Annotated in this window: 11 protein-coding genes; 8 read left to right on the top strand and 3 right to left on the bottom strand. The window is 70.9% G+C overall.

Annotated features, from left to right (window positions below):
* Window positions 1–19: 19 nt before the first annotated feature.
* Genes F3J10_RS19470 through F3J10_RS19480 form a run of 3 tightly spaced genes read left to right on the top strand, consistent with a single transcriptional unit; the run spans window position 20 to window position 4,525 of the window.
* Entirely contained in the window at window positions 20–1,627 is a 1,608-nt protein-coding gene (locus F3J10_RS19470; protein ID WP_167242792.1) for a carboxyl transferase domain-containing protein, read from the top strand.
* Between the two features lie 10 nt (window positions 1,628–1,637).
* A complete protein-coding gene (locus F3J10_RS19475) occupies window positions 1,638–2,423 on the top strand; it encodes an enoyl-CoA hydratase/isomerase family protein (protein WP_013690313.1) in 786 nt (261 codons plus the stop codon).
* Between the two features lie 59 nt (window positions 2,424–2,482).
* Window positions 2,483–4,525 carry an acetyl/propionyl/methylcrotonyl-CoA carboxylase subunit alpha gene (locus tag F3J10_RS19480; RefSeq protein WP_167242793.1) on the top strand — a complete coding sequence of 681 codons (2,043 nt, stop codon included), beginning with the start codon at window positions 2,483–2,485 and terminating at the stop codon, window positions 4,523–4,525.
* A gap of 73 nt (window positions 4,526–4,598) precedes the next feature.
* Here F3J10_RS19480 and F3J10_RS19485 read toward each other — a convergent pair whose 3' ends face one another.
* Both F3J10_RS19485 and F3J10_RS19490 read right to left on the bottom strand, forming a co-directional pair.
* The gene (locus F3J10_RS19485; protein ID WP_025100342.1) at window positions 4,599–4,910 is read right to left on the bottom strand and encodes a DUF4148 domain-containing protein; all 312 of its coding nucleotides are present in this window, start codon (window positions 4,908–4,910) and stop codon (window positions 4,599–4,601) included.
* 62 nt (window positions 4,911–4,972) lie between these two features.
* A complete protein-coding gene (locus F3J10_RS19490) occupies window positions 4,973–6,301 on the bottom strand; it encodes an epoxide hydrolase (protein WP_167242794.1) in 1,329 nt (442 codons plus the stop codon).
* A gap of 579 nt (window positions 6,302–6,880) precedes the next feature.
* On the opposite strand from F3J10_RS19490, the gene F3J10_RS19495 reads away from it, so the two are divergent.
* From F3J10_RS19495 to F3J10_RS19505, 3 genes are read left to right on the top strand one after another with little or no spacing between them, the layout of a single operon-like run.
* Window positions 6,881–9,061 (top strand): TonB-dependent siderophore receptor, encoded by a 2,181-nt coding sequence (locus F3J10_RS19495; protein ID WP_240155645.1) that lies wholly within the window; start codon window positions 6,881–6,883, stop codon window positions 9,059–9,061.
* A 22-nt stretch (window positions 9,062–9,083) separates the two neighbouring features.
* Window positions 9,084–9,725: a nicotinamide riboside transporter PnuC gene (gene pnuC, locus F3J10_RS19500; RefSeq protein ID WP_167242796.1), complete on the top strand. Its 642-nt coding sequence runs from the start codon at window positions 9,084–9,086 to the stop codon at window positions 9,723–9,725.
* Window positions 9,726–9,753: 28 nt separating this feature from the next.
* Window positions 9,754–10,989 carry a phosphotransferase gene (locus tag F3J10_RS19505; protein WP_240155643.1) on the top strand — a complete coding sequence of 412 codons (1,236 nt, stop codon included), beginning with the start codon at window positions 9,754–9,756 and terminating at the stop codon, window positions 10,987–10,989.
* A gap of 57 nt (window positions 10,990–11,046) precedes the next feature.
* Here the strand turns inward: F3J10_RS19505 and F3J10_RS19510 are convergent, their stop codons facing one another.
* Entirely contained in the window at window positions 11,047–11,922 is an 876-nt protein-coding gene (locus tag F3J10_RS19510) for a LysR family transcriptional regulator (RefSeq protein WP_205194407.1), read from the bottom strand.
* Between the two features lie 114 nt (window positions 11,923–12,036).
* Here F3J10_RS19510 and F3J10_RS19515 point away from each other — a divergent pair, with 114 nt between their 5' ends.
* Both F3J10_RS19515 and F3J10_RS19520 read left to right on the top strand, forming a co-directional pair.
* A complete protein-coding gene (locus F3J10_RS19515; protein ID WP_167242797.1) occupies window positions 12,037–13,029 on the top strand; it encodes a zinc-dependent alcohol dehydrogenase family protein in 993 nt (330 codons plus the stop codon).
* Window positions 13,030–13,371: 342 nt separating this feature from the next.
* Entirely contained in the window at window positions 13,372–15,570 is a 2,199-nt protein-coding gene (locus F3J10_RS19520; protein WP_240155644.1) for a TonB-dependent receptor, read from the top strand.
* Window positions 15,571–15,778: the final 208 nt, after the last annotated feature.

The following is a 15,778-nucleotide window of genomic DNA, read 5'->3' on the forward strand; positions in this document are numbered from 1 at the left end:
GCGCCACGGAGCCCACACGATGCCGATCCTCGAATCGAAACTGAACCCCCGCTCGGACGAATTCCGCGCCAACCAGGCCGCGCTCGACGCGCTGGTGGCCGACCTGCGCGACAAGGTCGAGCGGCTCGCCCAGGGCGGCGGCCAGGCCGCGCGCGACAAGCACGTGGCGCGCGGCAAGCTGCTGCCGCGCGAGCGCATCGCCTTGCTGCTCGATCCGGGCACGCCGTTCCTGGAGCTCTCGCAGCTGGCCGCCTACGGCATGTACAACGACGACGCGCCCGGCGCCGGCATCATCACCGGCATCGGCCGGATCGCCGGCCGGGAATGCGTGATCGTCTGCAACGACGCCACCGTGAAGGGCGGCACCTACTACCCGGTGACCGTCAAGAAGCACGTGCGCGCCCAGGAGATCGCGGCCGAGAACCGGCTGCCCTGCGTCTACCTGGTCGATTCGGGCGGCGCGAACCTGCCGAACCAGGACGAGGTGTTTCCCGATCGCGACCATTTCGGCCGGATCTTCTACAACCAGGCCAACCTGTCGGCGGCCGGCATCGCGCAGATCGCGGTGGTGATGGGCTCCTGCACGGCCGGCGGCGCCTACGTGCCGGCCATGAGCGACGAGTCGATCATCGTCAAGGAGCAGGGCACCATCTTCCTGGGCGGCCCGCCGCTGGTGAAGGCCGCCACCGGCGAGGAAGTCAGCGCCGAGGACCTGGGCGGCGGGGACGTGCACACGCGCCTGTCCGGCGTGGCCGACCATCTCGCGCAGAACGACGCGCATGCGCTGTTGATTGCCCGCTCGATCGTCGGCAACCTCGGCGGCAGGGCGGCGACGCCCCTGGCCCTGGCCGAGCCGCTGCCGCCGCGCCACGACCCGGCCGAGCTGTCGGGCGTGATCCCCAGCGACACGCGCAAGCCCTTCGACATCCGCGAGGTGATCGCGCGCATCGTCGACGATTCGGCCTTCGACGAATTCAAGGCGCGCTACGGCACCACGCTCGTGACCGGCTTCGCCAGGATCTGGGGCCACCCGGTCGGGATCGTCGCCAACAACGGCATCCTGTTCTCGGAATCGGCCGTGAAGGGCGCCCACTTCATCGAGCTGTGCTGCCAGCGCAAGATCCCGCTGGTGTTCCTGCAGAACATCACCGGCTTCATGGTCGGCCGCAAGTACGAGAACGAGGGCATCGCGCGCCACGGCGCGAAGATGGTGACGGCCGTGGCCACCGCCAAGGTCCCCAAGTTCACGGTGATCATCGGCGGCTCGTTCGGCGCCGGCAACTACGGCATGTGCGGGCGCGCCTACTCGCCGCGCTTCCTGTGGATGTGGCCGAACGCGCGCATCTCGGTGATGGGCGGCGACCAGGCCGCCTCGGTGCTGGCCACGGTGCGCCGCGACGGCATCGAGGCGCGCGGCGGCAGTTGGTCGGCCGAGGAGGAAGCGGCCTTCAAGGCGCCGATCCGCGAGCAATACGAGCAGCAGGGCCACCCGTATTACGCCAGCGCGCGCCTGTGGGACGACGGCGTGATCGAGCCGGCGCAGACCCGCGACGTGCTCGGCCTGGGCCTGGCCGCCGCCATGAACGCGCCGATCGAGGACACGCGCTTCGGCGTGTTCCGCATGTAAGGAGGCAGGGATGCGATACGAGACGATCCGGATCACCGAGCAAGCGCGCATCGCGACGGTCACGCTGGCGCGGCCCGAGGTGCGCAACGCCTTCAACGAGACCATGATCGCCGAGCTGACGGCCGCCTTCGTCGAGCTCGACGCGCAGGCGCAGGTGCGCGCCGTGGTGCTGGCCGCGGAAGGCCCGTCGTTCTGCGCCGGCGCCGACCTGAACTGGATGCGCCGGATGGCCGGCTACAGCGACGACGAGAACCGCGCCGACGCGCGGCTGCTGGCGCGCATGCTGGAGGCCGTGTATCGCTGCGGCAAGCCGGTGATCGCGCGCGTGCACGGCGACGCCTATGCCGGCGGGGTGGGCCTGGTCGCCGCCTGCGATATCGCCGTCGCAGCCGCGCCGGCGCGCTTCTGCCTGTCGGAGGCGCGGCTCGGGCTGATCCCCGCGACCATCGCGCCCTACGTGGTGCGCGCGCTCGGCGAACGCGCCTCGCGCCGCTACTTCACCACCGCCGAGGTGTTCGACAGCACGCGCGCCGCGCAACTCGGCCTGATCCACGAGGCCGTGCCGGCCGAGGCGCTCGACGCCACCATCGCGCAACTGGCCGAGACGCTGCGCAACAACGGGCCCGACGCGGTGCGCGCCTGCAAGCGGCTCGCGGCCGAGGTGGCCGGCCGCGCGCTCGACGACGCGCTGATCGAGCAGACCGCCGACTGGATCGCGGCCACCCGCGCCGGCGCCGAGGCGCGCGAGGGCATCGCGGCCTTCCTCGACAAGCGCTCGCCGTCCTGGCGCGAGTGAGCCGACCGAGCCGCGTGCGCCAAGGCGCCTCCGAACCCGATTACCGACATCCGACCACCATGTTCGACAAGATCCTGATCGCCAATCGCGGCGAAATCGCCTGCCGCGTGGCCGCGACCTGCCGCCGGCTCGGCATCGCGAGCGTCGCCGTCTATTCGGACGCCGACGCGCGAGCCAAGCACGTCGAGGCCTGCGACCAAGCCGTGCCGATCGGCGGCGCCGCGGCCGCCGACAGCTACCTGCGCTACGAGCGCATCATCGAGGCCGCGCGCGCCACCGGCGCGCAGGCGATCCATCCCGGCTACGGCTTCCTGTCCGAGAACGAGGATTTCGCCGAGGCCTGCGCGGCCGCCGGCATCGTCTTCATCGGGCCGCCGGTCGCGGCGATCGCGGCGATGGGCTCGAAGGCCGCCGCCAAGGCGTTGATGCACGAGGCCGGCGTGCCGCTGGTGCCCGGCTATCACGGCGACGACCAGGACCCGGCGCTGCTGCATCGCGAGGCCGACGCGATCGGCTACCCGGTGCTGCTCAAGGCCAGCGCCGGCGGCGGCGGCAAGGGCATGCGGGTGGTCGAGCGCTCGGCCGATTTCCCGGCCGCGCTCGCCTCCTGCCAGCGCGAGGCCGCCAGCAGCTTCGGCAACGACCGCGTGCTGATCGAGAAATACCTGCAGCGCCCGCGCCACGTCGAGGTGCAGGTGTTCGGCGACACGCTGGGCAATATCGTCTACCTGTTCGATCGCGACTGCTCGGTGCAGCGCCGCCACCAGAAGGTGCTCGAGGAAGCCCCGGCGCCGGGCCTGTCGGACGCGCAGCGGCGCGCGATGGGCGATGCGGCGGTGGCCGCCGCGCGCGCGGTGGGCTACGTGGGCGCCGGCACGGTCGAGTTCATCGTCACCGGCGAGCAGTTCTACTTCATGGAGATGAACACGCGCCTGCAGGTCGAGCACCCGGTCACCGAGATGATCAGCGGGCTGGACCTGGTCGAGTGGCAACTGCGCGCGGCTTCGGGCGAGCCGCTGCCGCTGCGCCAGGACCAGTTGCGCGTCAACGGCCATGCCATCGAGGCGCGTCTCTACGCCGAGAATCCGGCGCGCGGCTTCCTGCCGTCGACGGGCACGCTGCGCCATCTGCGGCTGCCGCAAGGCGCGGAATTCACCATCGGCACCGCCGTGCGCGTCGACAGCGGCGTGCGCGAGGGCGATGCGATCACGCCGTTCTACGACCCGATGATCGCCAAGCTGATCGTGCACGGCGCCGACCGCGCCGAGGCGCTCAAGCGCATGGCGCGTGCGCTGCGCGACTGCGAGGCGGTCGGCCTGTCGACCAACGTGGCCTTCCTGCAGCGGATCGTGGCCAGCGAGCCCTTCGCCACGGCCGATCTCGATACCGGGCTGATCGAGCGCAACCACGAGACGTTGTTCGCGGCCCGGCCGCTCGCGCCGGTGGCCGTGGCGCTGGCCTGCGCGGCGCTGCTGGCGCGCGAGGGGGCGACGGCGGCGGCAGACAGGGGCAAGGGCGGAATCGGCAGCATGACCGCGCAGGCGGCCTCGCCCTGGGGCGCGCTGGGCAACTGGCGCCTCAACGGCGACTATCGCCGCAAGCTCGACTGGCAGTTGCCCGAGCGCGACACGGCGCTGGCGGTTCGCTACGAACACGGCGCGCGCGGCGGCGCATCGCTCGCGATCGGCGAGGACGAAGCCCTGGCGTTCAGTTGGGCAAGCGGCGCCACGCCGCTCGACCTGGTGGTGACGATCGGCGGCGAACGCGGCGCGGGCCGTGTGGTGGCGGACGGCGACAACTTCCACGTATTCGTCGACGGCACGGCCGAAAGCTTCGTCTGGGAGAACCCGCTGGCGCATGCCGGCGACGCCGAACACGGCGGCGGCCGGTTGACCGCGCCGATGCCGGGCAAGGTGATCGCGGTATTGGTGGAAGCCGGGCAGAAGGTCGAGGCCGGCGCGCCGCTGATCGTGATGGAGGCGATGAAGATGGAGCACACCATCGGCGCGCCCAGCGCCGGCGTGGTGGCCGAGGTGCTGTATGCCGTCGGCGACCAGGTGGCCGACGGGGCGCAGTTGATCACGCTGGAAACCGCGGCCTGATCGAGGGTCGCCGTCGCATGCAAGGAAGGCGGGACGCAGCGATGCGTCTCGCCTTTTTCGTTGCGGCGGGGCCTCAATGCCCGCGATACAGCGCGCGCAACTCGGCGGCCGAAACGGCCGGCCGCGCCCCCGATTCCGACGTGCCGCGGGTTTCGCTGCCCATGCCGTCCATGTCCTCGGCGGCGGCCACGCGTGCCCGCGCCGCCTGGAGGGCTTCGGGGTAATGGTTCTTGTCGCCGTTCGGGCTGAAGCCGGCCTTCTCGAGCTGGACCAGCTCGGCGATCACCTGGGCGCGGGTGAGGGACGAGCCCGGTTGCGCGGCGAAGGCGATGGCCGGCGCGGCGACGAGGGCGGCCAGCAGGAGGTTTGCGACAGGGTTCTTCATGATCCGGATTCCTGAGTAAGAAGACGATGGATTGCCTGGTGAGGTGATGCCCGGCGCCGCGCTCAGCGCAGCGAACGGAAGCTCGTGCGCAGTTCGCCGGCCAGCGCCAGCGGCTGCTCCCAGGCCGCGAAATGGCCGCCCTTGGGCATGAGCTGGTAATGGATCAGCTTCGGATAGGCCTGCTCGGCCCAACTGCGCGGCGCCGCGTAGATCTCGTCCGGGAACACGCTGACGGCCACCGGAATCGCGACATGCTTGGGCTCGAAGAAATTGAGCTTGTTCTCCCAGTAGAGCCGCGCCGAGGACACGCCGGTGCGCGTCAGCCAGTACAGCGTGATGTTGTCGAGGATGTCGTCCTGCGTCAGGCCCTCCTGCGCGCCCTGGAACACGCGCGCGATCAGCGCCTGGCTGGCCGCGTCGTGGTCGAGGATCCAGGCCGCCAGCCCGATCGGCGAATCCTCGATGCCGTACAGCGTCTGCGGGCGATTGGCCATTTCCTGCGCATAACCGAGCCCGTGCCGGTAGAAGGTATCGAGCTGTTCATAGGCATGCCGTTCCTCGGCCGACAGGCCCGCCGGCGCCGGCTTGCCGTCCTTGAGCGCCTGGGCGATCCCGTCCGGCACGGTGGCGGGCATGTTGGTATGGATGCCGAGCAGCCCCGGCGGCGCGATCAGGGCCATCTGCTCGGTCACGGCATTGCCCCAGTCGCCGCCTTGCGCCACGTAGCGCGTGTAGCCGAGCCGCTGCATCAACACCACCCAGGCGCGCGCGATCCGCACCGGGTCCCAGCCCGTCGCGCTCGGCTTGCCCGAGAAGCCGTAGCCGGGCAGCGAGGGGATCACCAGGTCGAAGGCGTCGTCGGCGCTGCCGCCGTGGGCGGTCGGATCGGTCAGCGGGCCGATGATCTTCAACTGCTCGATGATCGAGCCGGGCCAGCCATGCGTGACGATCATCGGCAGCGCGCCGCGATGCTTCGAGCGCACATGGATGAAGTGGATGTCCAGGCCGTCGATCTCGGTCACGAATTGCGGCAGCGCGTTCAGGCGCGCCTCCATGCGGCGCCAGTCGTAACCGCCGGCCCAGCGCTTCGCGAGCGCCTGCATGGTGGCGAGCTGCACGCCCTGCGAGGCGTCGTCGACGGTCTCGCGCTCGGGCCACTGGGTGTCGCGCACGCGGCGGCGCAGCTCGGTGAGCCGGGCTTCGGGGACGTGGATGCGCAGCGGGCGGATCGCTTCGGGCTTGCCGCCCGCGGCCGGTGCCGCGTCGGCGATCGAGGCGGCGGCCGGATCGGTATCGGCGAAGGCCAGCCGGCTCAGCGAACCGGCGGCGAGCGTGGCGGCGGCGACGCCGATGAAACGACGGCGGGCAGGGATCGAATGGTCTTGCGGCATGGCGGGCTCCTGTCGTGCCGGCGGAGGGCCGGTCGGTGGTGAGGCGGTAACGAGGCTGGCGCGGCGGCGGGTGCCGGCACGCATCGATGCACGGATTCGAATGCGCCGGCGACCTGGCCTTGCCTGCGTCGCCGATTTGAATCGCATGCGATGTGATCGAGTGCGTCGCATTCTAATCAAGTGGCTGGACATGTCAAGCGGTTACGACTAAATCGCATACGATATTTATCACGATGATTTCGACTGAGGATTGGCGGTGGATTCGCCCGGTTCCAGGGCCGGCCGCCGCCGGGCAGGGCGGTGGAACGTATCGAGCCGCCTTGCGCGGCACGAGCCGATGCGGGCGGGACAGCGCCGACCGGCCAATCGCGCGCAAAAATGTGGCGCCCCGGCCTCACCGGGCCCGGCCGGCGGTCGGAAGCGGGGCGCCGCTGCGCTATGATCACGCCTTTTGATCGCGCCGCCCGGCGCGAGCGCTTTTCCGACTTCCCGATGAAACGACGACTGTCCGCGGCTGCGCTGCGCCCATTCCCGCGTCCGCGCGCATTGCAACGGCAACTGGGCCTCGGCCTGACCGTGATGGCCGCGCATGCCGCCGCCGCGCCCGCCGACACGCCCGTGCCGGCACCGGTTCCGGCTTCCGAGGCGCGCGCCGGCAAGGACGCCGACCCGGCCGTGCGCGTGCTGCCGACGGTCGACGTTTCCGGCTCGGCCAATGCCGGCTGGCGGGCCCGCAGCGCCTCGGTGACGGGCCGCGACGACGCCTCGATCCTCGATACGCCGGCCTCGGTCACGGTGGTGAGCGCCGCGCGGATCGCCGACCAGCAGGCCAGGACGCTGGCCGACGTGCTGCGCAACGACGCCTCGATCAATGCCGACTACACGCCGGTCGGCTATTACGGCAACTTCACGATCCGCGGCTTCCCGCTCGATCCGGCCAGCGCGATCCGGCTGGACGGCCTGACGCTGTCGGGCGAGCAGAACGTGGCGCTCGAGAACAAGGAGCGCGTCGAGATCCTGAAGGGGCTGGCCGCGATCGACAGCGGCGTGCTTTCGCCGGGCGGCATCGTCAACTTCGTCAGCAAGCGCCCGGAGAACGTCTCGAGCGTGACGGCCGGCGTCGACAGCCGCGGCTCGACCTCGGCCGCGGTCGACCTGGGGCGCCGCTTCGGCCCCGACAAGCAATTCGGCTTCCGTATCAACGCGGCGAAGGAGAACCTCCATTCCTACGTCGACGACGCCAACGGCCGCCGTTCCTTCGCCTCGCTCGCGGCCGACTGGAACATCACGCCGCGCGCCAGCCTGCAGGTGAACGCCGAGTTCCAGCAGTGGATCCAGCGCTCCGTGTCGGGCTACCAGTTGCTGGGCGGCACGGTGGTGCCGCCCGCCGCCTCCGCCTCCAAGCTGCTCGGCGTGCAGCCCTGGGCCAAGCCGGTCACCACCGACGCGCTCAACCTCAACGCGCGCTTCGACTACGCCTTCAACGACGACTGGCGCGCCTACGTCACCGGCGGTCGCAGTCGCACCATGATCGACGACAACGTGGCCTTCGCCTATGGCTGCGCCTACGTGCCGAGCTGCGGTGCCGGCGGCACCTCGCCGTTCTTCTTCGCCTCGAACGGTGATTTCGACGTCTACGACTATCGCAGCCCCGGCGAATACCGCCGCAACGACGAGGTGCGCGCGGCGCTGGCCGGCAAGTTCAGCACCGGCGTGTTGCGCCACGACGTGCTGTTCGGCGTGGGCGCGCTGCACCGCGTGGTGCGCCTGTCGACCTCGGTCTACGACTATGTCGGCAGCGAAAACATCTACGGCCCGGACCTGAGCTTCGATCCCTCGCCGAACAGCGCGAGCCAGTCGTATCCGCAGCTCGACGCCTGGCAGGTCTCGCTGTTCGCCTCCGACAAGATCAGCCTGGGCGATCACTGGCAGGTGCTGGCGGGCGGCCGGCAGGTGCTGCTGCGCCAGCGCGCCTGGACCAGCCAGGACGGCGAGCCGACCCGCACCGAGCGCAGCAAGTTCCTGCCGCAACTGGCCCTGGTCTACAAGCCGGTGGCGCCGCTGAGCTTCTACGGCTCCTACAGCAAGGACCTGTCGCTGGGCGACCAGGCGCCGGTGCGCGCCAGCAACGCCTACGCCTTCCTGCCGCCGCTCGAATCGACCGCTTATGAAGTGGGCGCGAAATACGACTGGGCCAACCGCCTGACGCTGACGGCCGCCGCCTTCACCATCAGCAAGCCCTTCGAGTTCGCCCAGCCCGATTCGACGGACGCCGGCTACACCTTCGTGCAGCGCGGCCGCGAGCGCCACGACGGCATCGAGCTCGGCGCCTCGGGCCGCCTGACCGAGCGGCTGTCGCTGAACGCCACGCTCGCGGCGATCCGCGCCCGCGCGTACGATTCCGGAACGCCCGCCTACGAAGGCCACCAGGTGATCAACGTGCCGGCGCTGCGCGCCACCCTGAACGCCGATTACGCGGTGCCGGGGCTGCCCGGTTTCGACCTGCTCGGCGGCCTCGAGTACAGCGCCAGCCGCACCGCCAACGAGGAGGGCAGCGCGCGCGTGCCGGGCTGGATCGTGGTGAACGCCGGCGCGCGCTACAGCACCAAGCTCGGCGGCCACCGCGTCACCGCGCGGCTGTGGGTCGACAACCTGTTCAACCGCTATTACTGGCGCGATGCCGGCGAACTGCAGGGCGACGCCTACCTGTTCATCGGCGCGCCGCGCACGGCACGCTTCTCGGTCACCTACGATTTCTGACCCGGCACGGAGCCCCGGCCTTATGTCACCTCTCGAAATAGCCGGCGTGGTGGTCAGCGCGCTCGCGATCTGGCTGACCGCGCGGCGCCATCTGCTGTGCTGGCCGGTCGGGCTCGCCTCGGTCGCCTTGTACGCCTGGATCTTCCTCGACGCCAAGCTCTATTCGGACATGCTGCTGCAGGGCGCCTTCGCGGCGCTGCAACTGTATGGCTGGTATCGCTGGCTGGCGCAGCGGCGGCTCGACGCCGGCCGCGTGGCGGGCGCCGATGCCGCGCACGTGGTGCCGGAGCGCGGCGTCGGCTGGCGCCGCGTGGCGCCCGACCTGCTCGCGGCGGTGCTGCTGAGCGCCTTGCTGGGCGGCGCGATGGCGCGCTGGACCGATGCCTCGCTGCCCTATGTCGATGCCACGCTGACCGCCTTCAGCCTGGTCGCGCAGTACTGGACGGCGCGCCGCTACATCGCCTCGTGGCAGCTGTGGTGCGTGGTCGACGTGATCTACGTGGGCATGTTCGTCTACAAGGCGCTGTACCTGACGGCCGGCCTGTATGCGCTGTTCGTGGTGCTGGCCGCGATCGGCTGGCGCGACTGGGCGCGTGCGCTGGCGCGCGCCGAGGCCGAGGCCGAGGCAATCGCGCCGCGTCTCGACGCCGGCGGGCGCGCATGAACGCGATGCCGTCAGCCGGGGCCGCGCGATGAGCGCCGATTCCCGTTCCCGATCCGGGCCGCCGACGCAGCCAGGCCCGCTGCCCGCGCCGCCCGCGCCGCTCCCCGGCGCCGAGCCGGACGATGCGAGCGCGCCGCCGCAGTTCACCGTCGACGGCGAGAGCACCGAGCGCGACTGGCCGCTGATCACGCGCGACGAGGTGGCCGCGCTGCTGGCCGCTTATCCGCGCCTCGGGCCGGTGGCGAGACTCGCCTGGCACAGCCCGCGGCCGTTCTCGGCCGCCGTGCTGGCCGGCATGGCCGACGGCGGCGAGGTGTTCGTCAAGCGCCATCACGCCAGCATTCGCGACGTGGCCGGGCTCGAGGAGGAGCATCGCTTCATCGCCCATCTGCGCGGGCAGGGGCTGCCGGTGGCCGAGGTGCTGGCCGACGCGGCGGGCAGCACGGCGACGCGGCGCGGCGACTGGACCTACGAGGTGCACGCGGCCTCGCCGGGCGTGGATGTCTATCGCGGCGTGATGTCGTGGAAACCGTTCCTGCATGCCTCGCACGCGGCGGCGGCCGGGCGCATGCTGGCCACCCTGCATCGCGCCTCGGCCGGCTTCGACGCGCCGGCGCGCCAGCCCAAGCCGCTGCTGTCGAGCTTCCGGGTGCTGGGCGAGCCCGACCTGGGCGCCGCGCTCGACGCCTGGGTGGCCGCCCAGCCGCGCCTGGCGCGCGCCCTGGACGGGCGCGACTGGCACGGCGACGTGCTGCGCGAGATCGGCCCCTTCCATCGCGAGCTGGTGCCCTTGCTCGATACGCTGGCGCCGCTCTGGACCCATGGCGACTGGCATGCCTCGAACCTGCTGTGGAGCGGCGAGGGCGCCGAGGCGACGGTGGCCACCGTGCTCGACTTCGGCCTTGCCGACCGCACTTGCGCGGTGCTCGACATCGCCACCGCGATCGAGCGCAACCTGGTCGACTGGCTCGCGCCCGAGGCGACGCGGCGCGTCGAATACGAGCATCTGCATGCCTTGCTGGACGGCTACGAATCGGTGCTGCCGCTCTCGGATACGGCCTATCGCGCGCTGGCGGCGCTGCTGCCGATCGTCCATACCGAGTTCGCGCTGTCCGAGGTCGAGTACTTCAACGGCATCCTCGCCTCGCCGGCCGGCACCGAAGCCGCCTACGACACCTACCTGATCGGCCATGCGCGCTGGTTCGCCGGGCCGCAAGGGCAGCGCCTGCTGGGCGTGCTGCGCTCGCGGCGGCCGCGCGGCTGAAGTCCGAGCGGAGTCGGCCAGCGGCCGAACCTGAGCCTGTCGGCCGGGTTCGCGCCGCTAGCGCGCCGCCCCGGCATCTCCCAGGCGTTCCACCACCAGTTCCACGAAGCGGCTCAGGCGCGGCTGGCGCCGCATGTCGCGGTGATAACCGAGCCAGGTCTCGCGGCTGGGCGGCGCCTCGCCGAGATCGAGCCGCACGAGGCCCGGCGTGGCCTCGCCGAGGGGCATCGGCAGCACCGCCAGGCCCACGCCCAGCGCGCAGAGCCGCGCCTGCGTCTCGCGGCTGTTGCTGCGCGCGGCCACCGCCGCCTCGGGCAGGCGCCGCTGGATCCAGCCCACGTCGGGCATCGCGCCGAACGCGGTATCCATCAGCACCAGCCGGCATCCGCGGCCGCGCGCGGGCAGCTCGGCCGGCGCCCCGGCCGCGGCGTAGACGGCATAGGCGGTGCTCAGCAGGCGGCGGCTCACCACGTCGGGCTCGACGAAGGGCGCGATCCGCATCACGCAGTCGGCTTCGCGATGCGGCAGGCTGTAGAGCCGCGGATCGGCCAGCAGCTCGACCGTCACGCCCGGGTGCCGCGCCGCGTATTCGGCGATCACCGGCGCGAGACGCAGCGAGCCGAACCAGTCGGAACAGGAGACGCGCAACAGGCCCGAGAGCCGAGTCTCCGCGCCCGACAACTCACGCAGCGCCGCCAGCGCCTCGATCTCCATGCGCTCCGCATGCACCAGCAGCGCCTGGCCCTCGTCGGTCGGGATGAAGCCCTGCTGGGTGCGCTGGAACAGCCGCTGGCCGAGCTGCTGCTCGAGCGCCTTGAGCCGGCGGCCCATGGTCGGCTGGGTCTGCCCGAGCCGGCGCGCGGCGGCGCCCAGGCTGCCCTCGCGGGCAATCGCGAGGAATACGCGCACGTCGCTCCAGTCGATTTCTCCCATCGCCTTCCGTCCATTCATTTATGCATGAGCAAGATGCGATCTTAGCGAGTTCTCATGCGTAATTGTTGTCGATAGAGTGGCGTCCAGATACCGAACCTGCCCAGGAGAACGACGATGAACCCCAATCCCAAGACCATGCGCGCCTGGATCGTGGACGCGCCCGACGCGCCGTTTCGCGCGATCGAGCTGCCGATTCCCGAGCCGCGCGCCGGCGAGGTGCTGGTACGGGTCGAGGCGAGCGGCGTCAATCCGCTCGACACCAAGATCCGCGCCGGCAGCGCCGCCCATGCGCGCCATCCCTTGCCGGCCGTGCTCGGCATCGACCTGGCCGGCAGCGTCGAGCGCGTCGGCGAGGGCGTGAGCGGCTTCGCGCCCGGCGACGCGGTCTGGGGCGCGGCCGGCGGCGTGGGCGGGATCGGCGGCAGCATGGCGCAGTGGGTGGCCGTCGACGCGCGGCTGCTGGCGCGCCAGCCGGCGGGCCTGTCGATGCGCGAGGCGGCCGCGCTGCCGCTGGCCGCGATCACCGCCTGGGAAGGGCTGGTGGACAACGCCCGGGTGCAGGCCGGTGAGAGCGTGCTGGTGATCGGCGCGGCCGGCGGCGTCGGGCATGTGGCGACGCAACTGGCGCTGGCGCGCGGCGCCCGGGTGTTCGGGGTCGCGAGCGAGCGCGATGCCGGCTACCTGCGCTCGCTGGGCGCGCACTTCGTCGACCGGGCCGCCGCGGTCGAAACCTGGGTGGCCGAGCACACCGGCGGACGCGGTTTCGACGTGGTCTACGACAGCGTCGGCGCGCTCGACGCCGCCTTCCAGGCGGTGCGGCCGTTCGGCCGCGTGACCAGCGCGCTCGGCTGGGGGACCGTGTCGCTCGCGCCGCTGTCGTTCCGCTCGGCGCAGTACGCCGGCGTATTCACGCTGCGGCCGCTGCTGACGGGGCAGGGCCGCGAGGCGCATGGCCGGATCCTGGTGGAGACGGCGGCGCTGGTCGAGGCGGGGCGACTCGCGCCGCGGCTCGAAGCGCGCTGCTTCGCGATCGACCAGGCCGATGCCGCCCACGCGCTGGTGCGCGAGGGCCAGGCGCGCGGCAAGGTGGTGCTGGAGCTCGGCTGAGCCGCCGGTCCGCCTTGTAACGCGCGGTAAGACAAGGCGCTGCATCGATCCGGAATAAAGCCCTGCCGCCATCGTCTTCCCATCGCCACGGGAGCGTGTCTGCCGTGGCGAGCCGTGCTTGCGGCGATTGTGCCGGCAAGCACCGACAAACCAGATGTCCGGCGCGGTATTCGCTGTGTTTTTTTAAATAAAAATCGAAACGATTCCTATTCGTGATCTAAGACGGGAATCGAGCCGCCGGCGATGCCGGACGGCGCAGCAGGCCGCGCGGGACGGACAAACCGGAGAATCAAGGTGGGGAACAAGGTCGCGATGCGAAAACTACGGAAACGAATGGGGCGCATGGGGTTGGGCCTGGGGGGCTCGCTGATGGCGCTGTCGCTGGCCCAGCCGGCCGCCGCGCAGCAGGCGCCCGGCGCGAGCGCGGCCGGCTCGGCCGGCGCGGGCGCCGACGCGCTGGCGCTGCCCGCCGTGCAGGTGCATGGCAAGCAGGACGGCGCGCCCGGCGACGACAACGTCAACGACCCGAGCCAGGTGATCAGCGTCGGCAAGACCGGCACGGCGCTCAAGGACCTGCCGGCCAACGTGCAGGTGATCCCGCGCGCGCTGCTGGCCGAGCAGGGCGCCACCATGCTGCGCGACAGCCTCTACAACGCCAGCGGCGTGAACGTGGGCGGCCAGGACACCAAGGGCTACTACGACCATTTCCTGATCCGCGGCCTGAACGCGCAGATCTACAACGACGGGTTCTCCGACGGCGACCTGCTGGGCGGCATCTCGCACTCGCTGAACGGCGTGGAGCGCATCGAGGTGCTGGAGGGCCCGGGTTCGGCGCTGCTCGGCAGCGGCCCGCCGGGCGGCTCGATCAACATCGTCCACTACACGCCCTCGGACCAGCTCCACTACGGCGGCAGCATCCAGGCCGGTTCCTACGGGATGATCAGCGGCAGCGGCTACGTCACCGGCCCGACCGGCATCTCCGGGCTCGACTACCGCGTCGACGCCACCGTCTCGCATGCCGACGGCTTCCGCTCGCTCTACAGCCGCGACGAGGAAATCCGCCCCGAGCTGCAGTGGAAGACCGATCACCACACCATCAACTTCTCGCTCGACGCGCGCGACATCCGCGAGACGCCCGATTCCTACGGGCTGATCTACGCCAACGGCTCGCCGATCTCGAACGTCTCGATCAACGCCAAGTACTCGACGCCGTTCGCCTTCGCGCGCGGCAACTACGTGCGCCCGACCCTGACCGACGCCTGGCGCATCAACGACATCCTGACCATCAACAACCGCTTCTCCTACCTGCACCGCAGCCTCGACGTGCTCGGCAACGGCGACAGCACCAGCACCAAGATCAGCAACGGCCAGGTGGTGGGCCGCCAGTTGCGCCAGCAGGACGATTCGGACAACAGCCTCGACTACCAGTTCGAGCCGGTCTGGCGCTTCGCCACCGGCGGCGTCAAGCACACCCTGCTGACCGGCTTCGAGTACCAGCACCAGATCATCGATACCGAGCGCAGCACGGCCGACCTGCCCAACATCGCCAACGCCTTCGCGCCGGTGCCGCCGGAAACCTCGCTGGCCGGGCTGAACTTCCTGTGCGACGCCAAGCACTCCTGCGACAACGACCACCTGGTGGCGAACTACACCAGCGTCTACGCGACCGACCAGGTCGACCTCAGCGACCGCCTGAAGCTGCGTGCCGGCGTGCGCAAGGACTGGTGGGACACCTCGCTGACGCCGAACATCTCGGTGCCGGGCCGCTTCGACACGCAGGGCGATCCGCTGCTGGCCGGCGTCACCGATTCGCGCCACGACGCGCCCACCAGCTGGAACATCGGCGTGCTCTACAAGGCGCTGCCCTGGATGTCGCCCTATGCCGGCGTGTCGCGCAGCCACTTCGCGAACTTCAACTCGGAGAACACGCAGAACGGCATCGGCGCGCCCGAATCCGCGCTGCAATACGAGCTGGGCGTGAAGTTCTCCTTCCTCGACGACCGCTATGTGCTCAACACGGCGCTGTTCGACGTGAAGCGCGACAACGTGGCCGCGCTGACCACCATCAACGGCGAGGAAAGCGTGGTGTTCGACAGCCAGCGCACCAAGGGCGCGGAAGCCTCGCTCGACGCGAGCCTGACGCCGCGCTGGCACCTGATCGCCAACTTCACGGCGCAGGACGCGAAGATCACCGACAACCCGCAGGGCATCGCCTCGGTCGGCAACCGTCCGCAGGGCGCGCCGGCCTACCTGGCGAACCTCTGGACCAGCTACGACTTCTCGATCGCGGGCGTGCCGGGCTTCCACGTGGGCGCGGGCGTGAACTACGTCGGCAAGAGCTACAGCGACATCACCAATGCCAATTCGATCCCGTCCTACGTGATCGCCAATGCGGCCTTCGGTTATGACACGCGTCGCTGGGGCGTCGACCTGAACGTGCACAACCTGACCGACCGCCGCTACTTCATCGCGGCGAACGCGGCCGGGGCCTATGTGGGCGAGTCGCTGAGCGCGTTCGTGAACCTGCACGCGAGCTTCTGACGCTCGGGCGTCGCGGAAAGGTGCTGAAGTGTGATGCGGCCGGGCGGCGAAACAGGCGGCTCGGCCGCCCGGCCGCTTGCCGTTTGGCTAGGGCCGGGCCGGATCGGCGTCCAGCGTCACGAGGCTCGACTGCTGGGCGGCCGGCAGCCAGAAGGCCAGCCGCGCGCGGAGTTCCGCCTCGCTGCCGCCGGTGCGGCGCGCCGCGGCG

It is taken from the genome of Burkholderia sp. Cy-637 (assembly GCF_011753175.1).
In the GTDB taxonomy this organism is placed as follows: domain Bacteria; phylum Pseudomonadota; class Gammaproteobacteria; order Burkholderiales; family Burkholderiaceae; genus Burkholderia; species Burkholderia gladioli.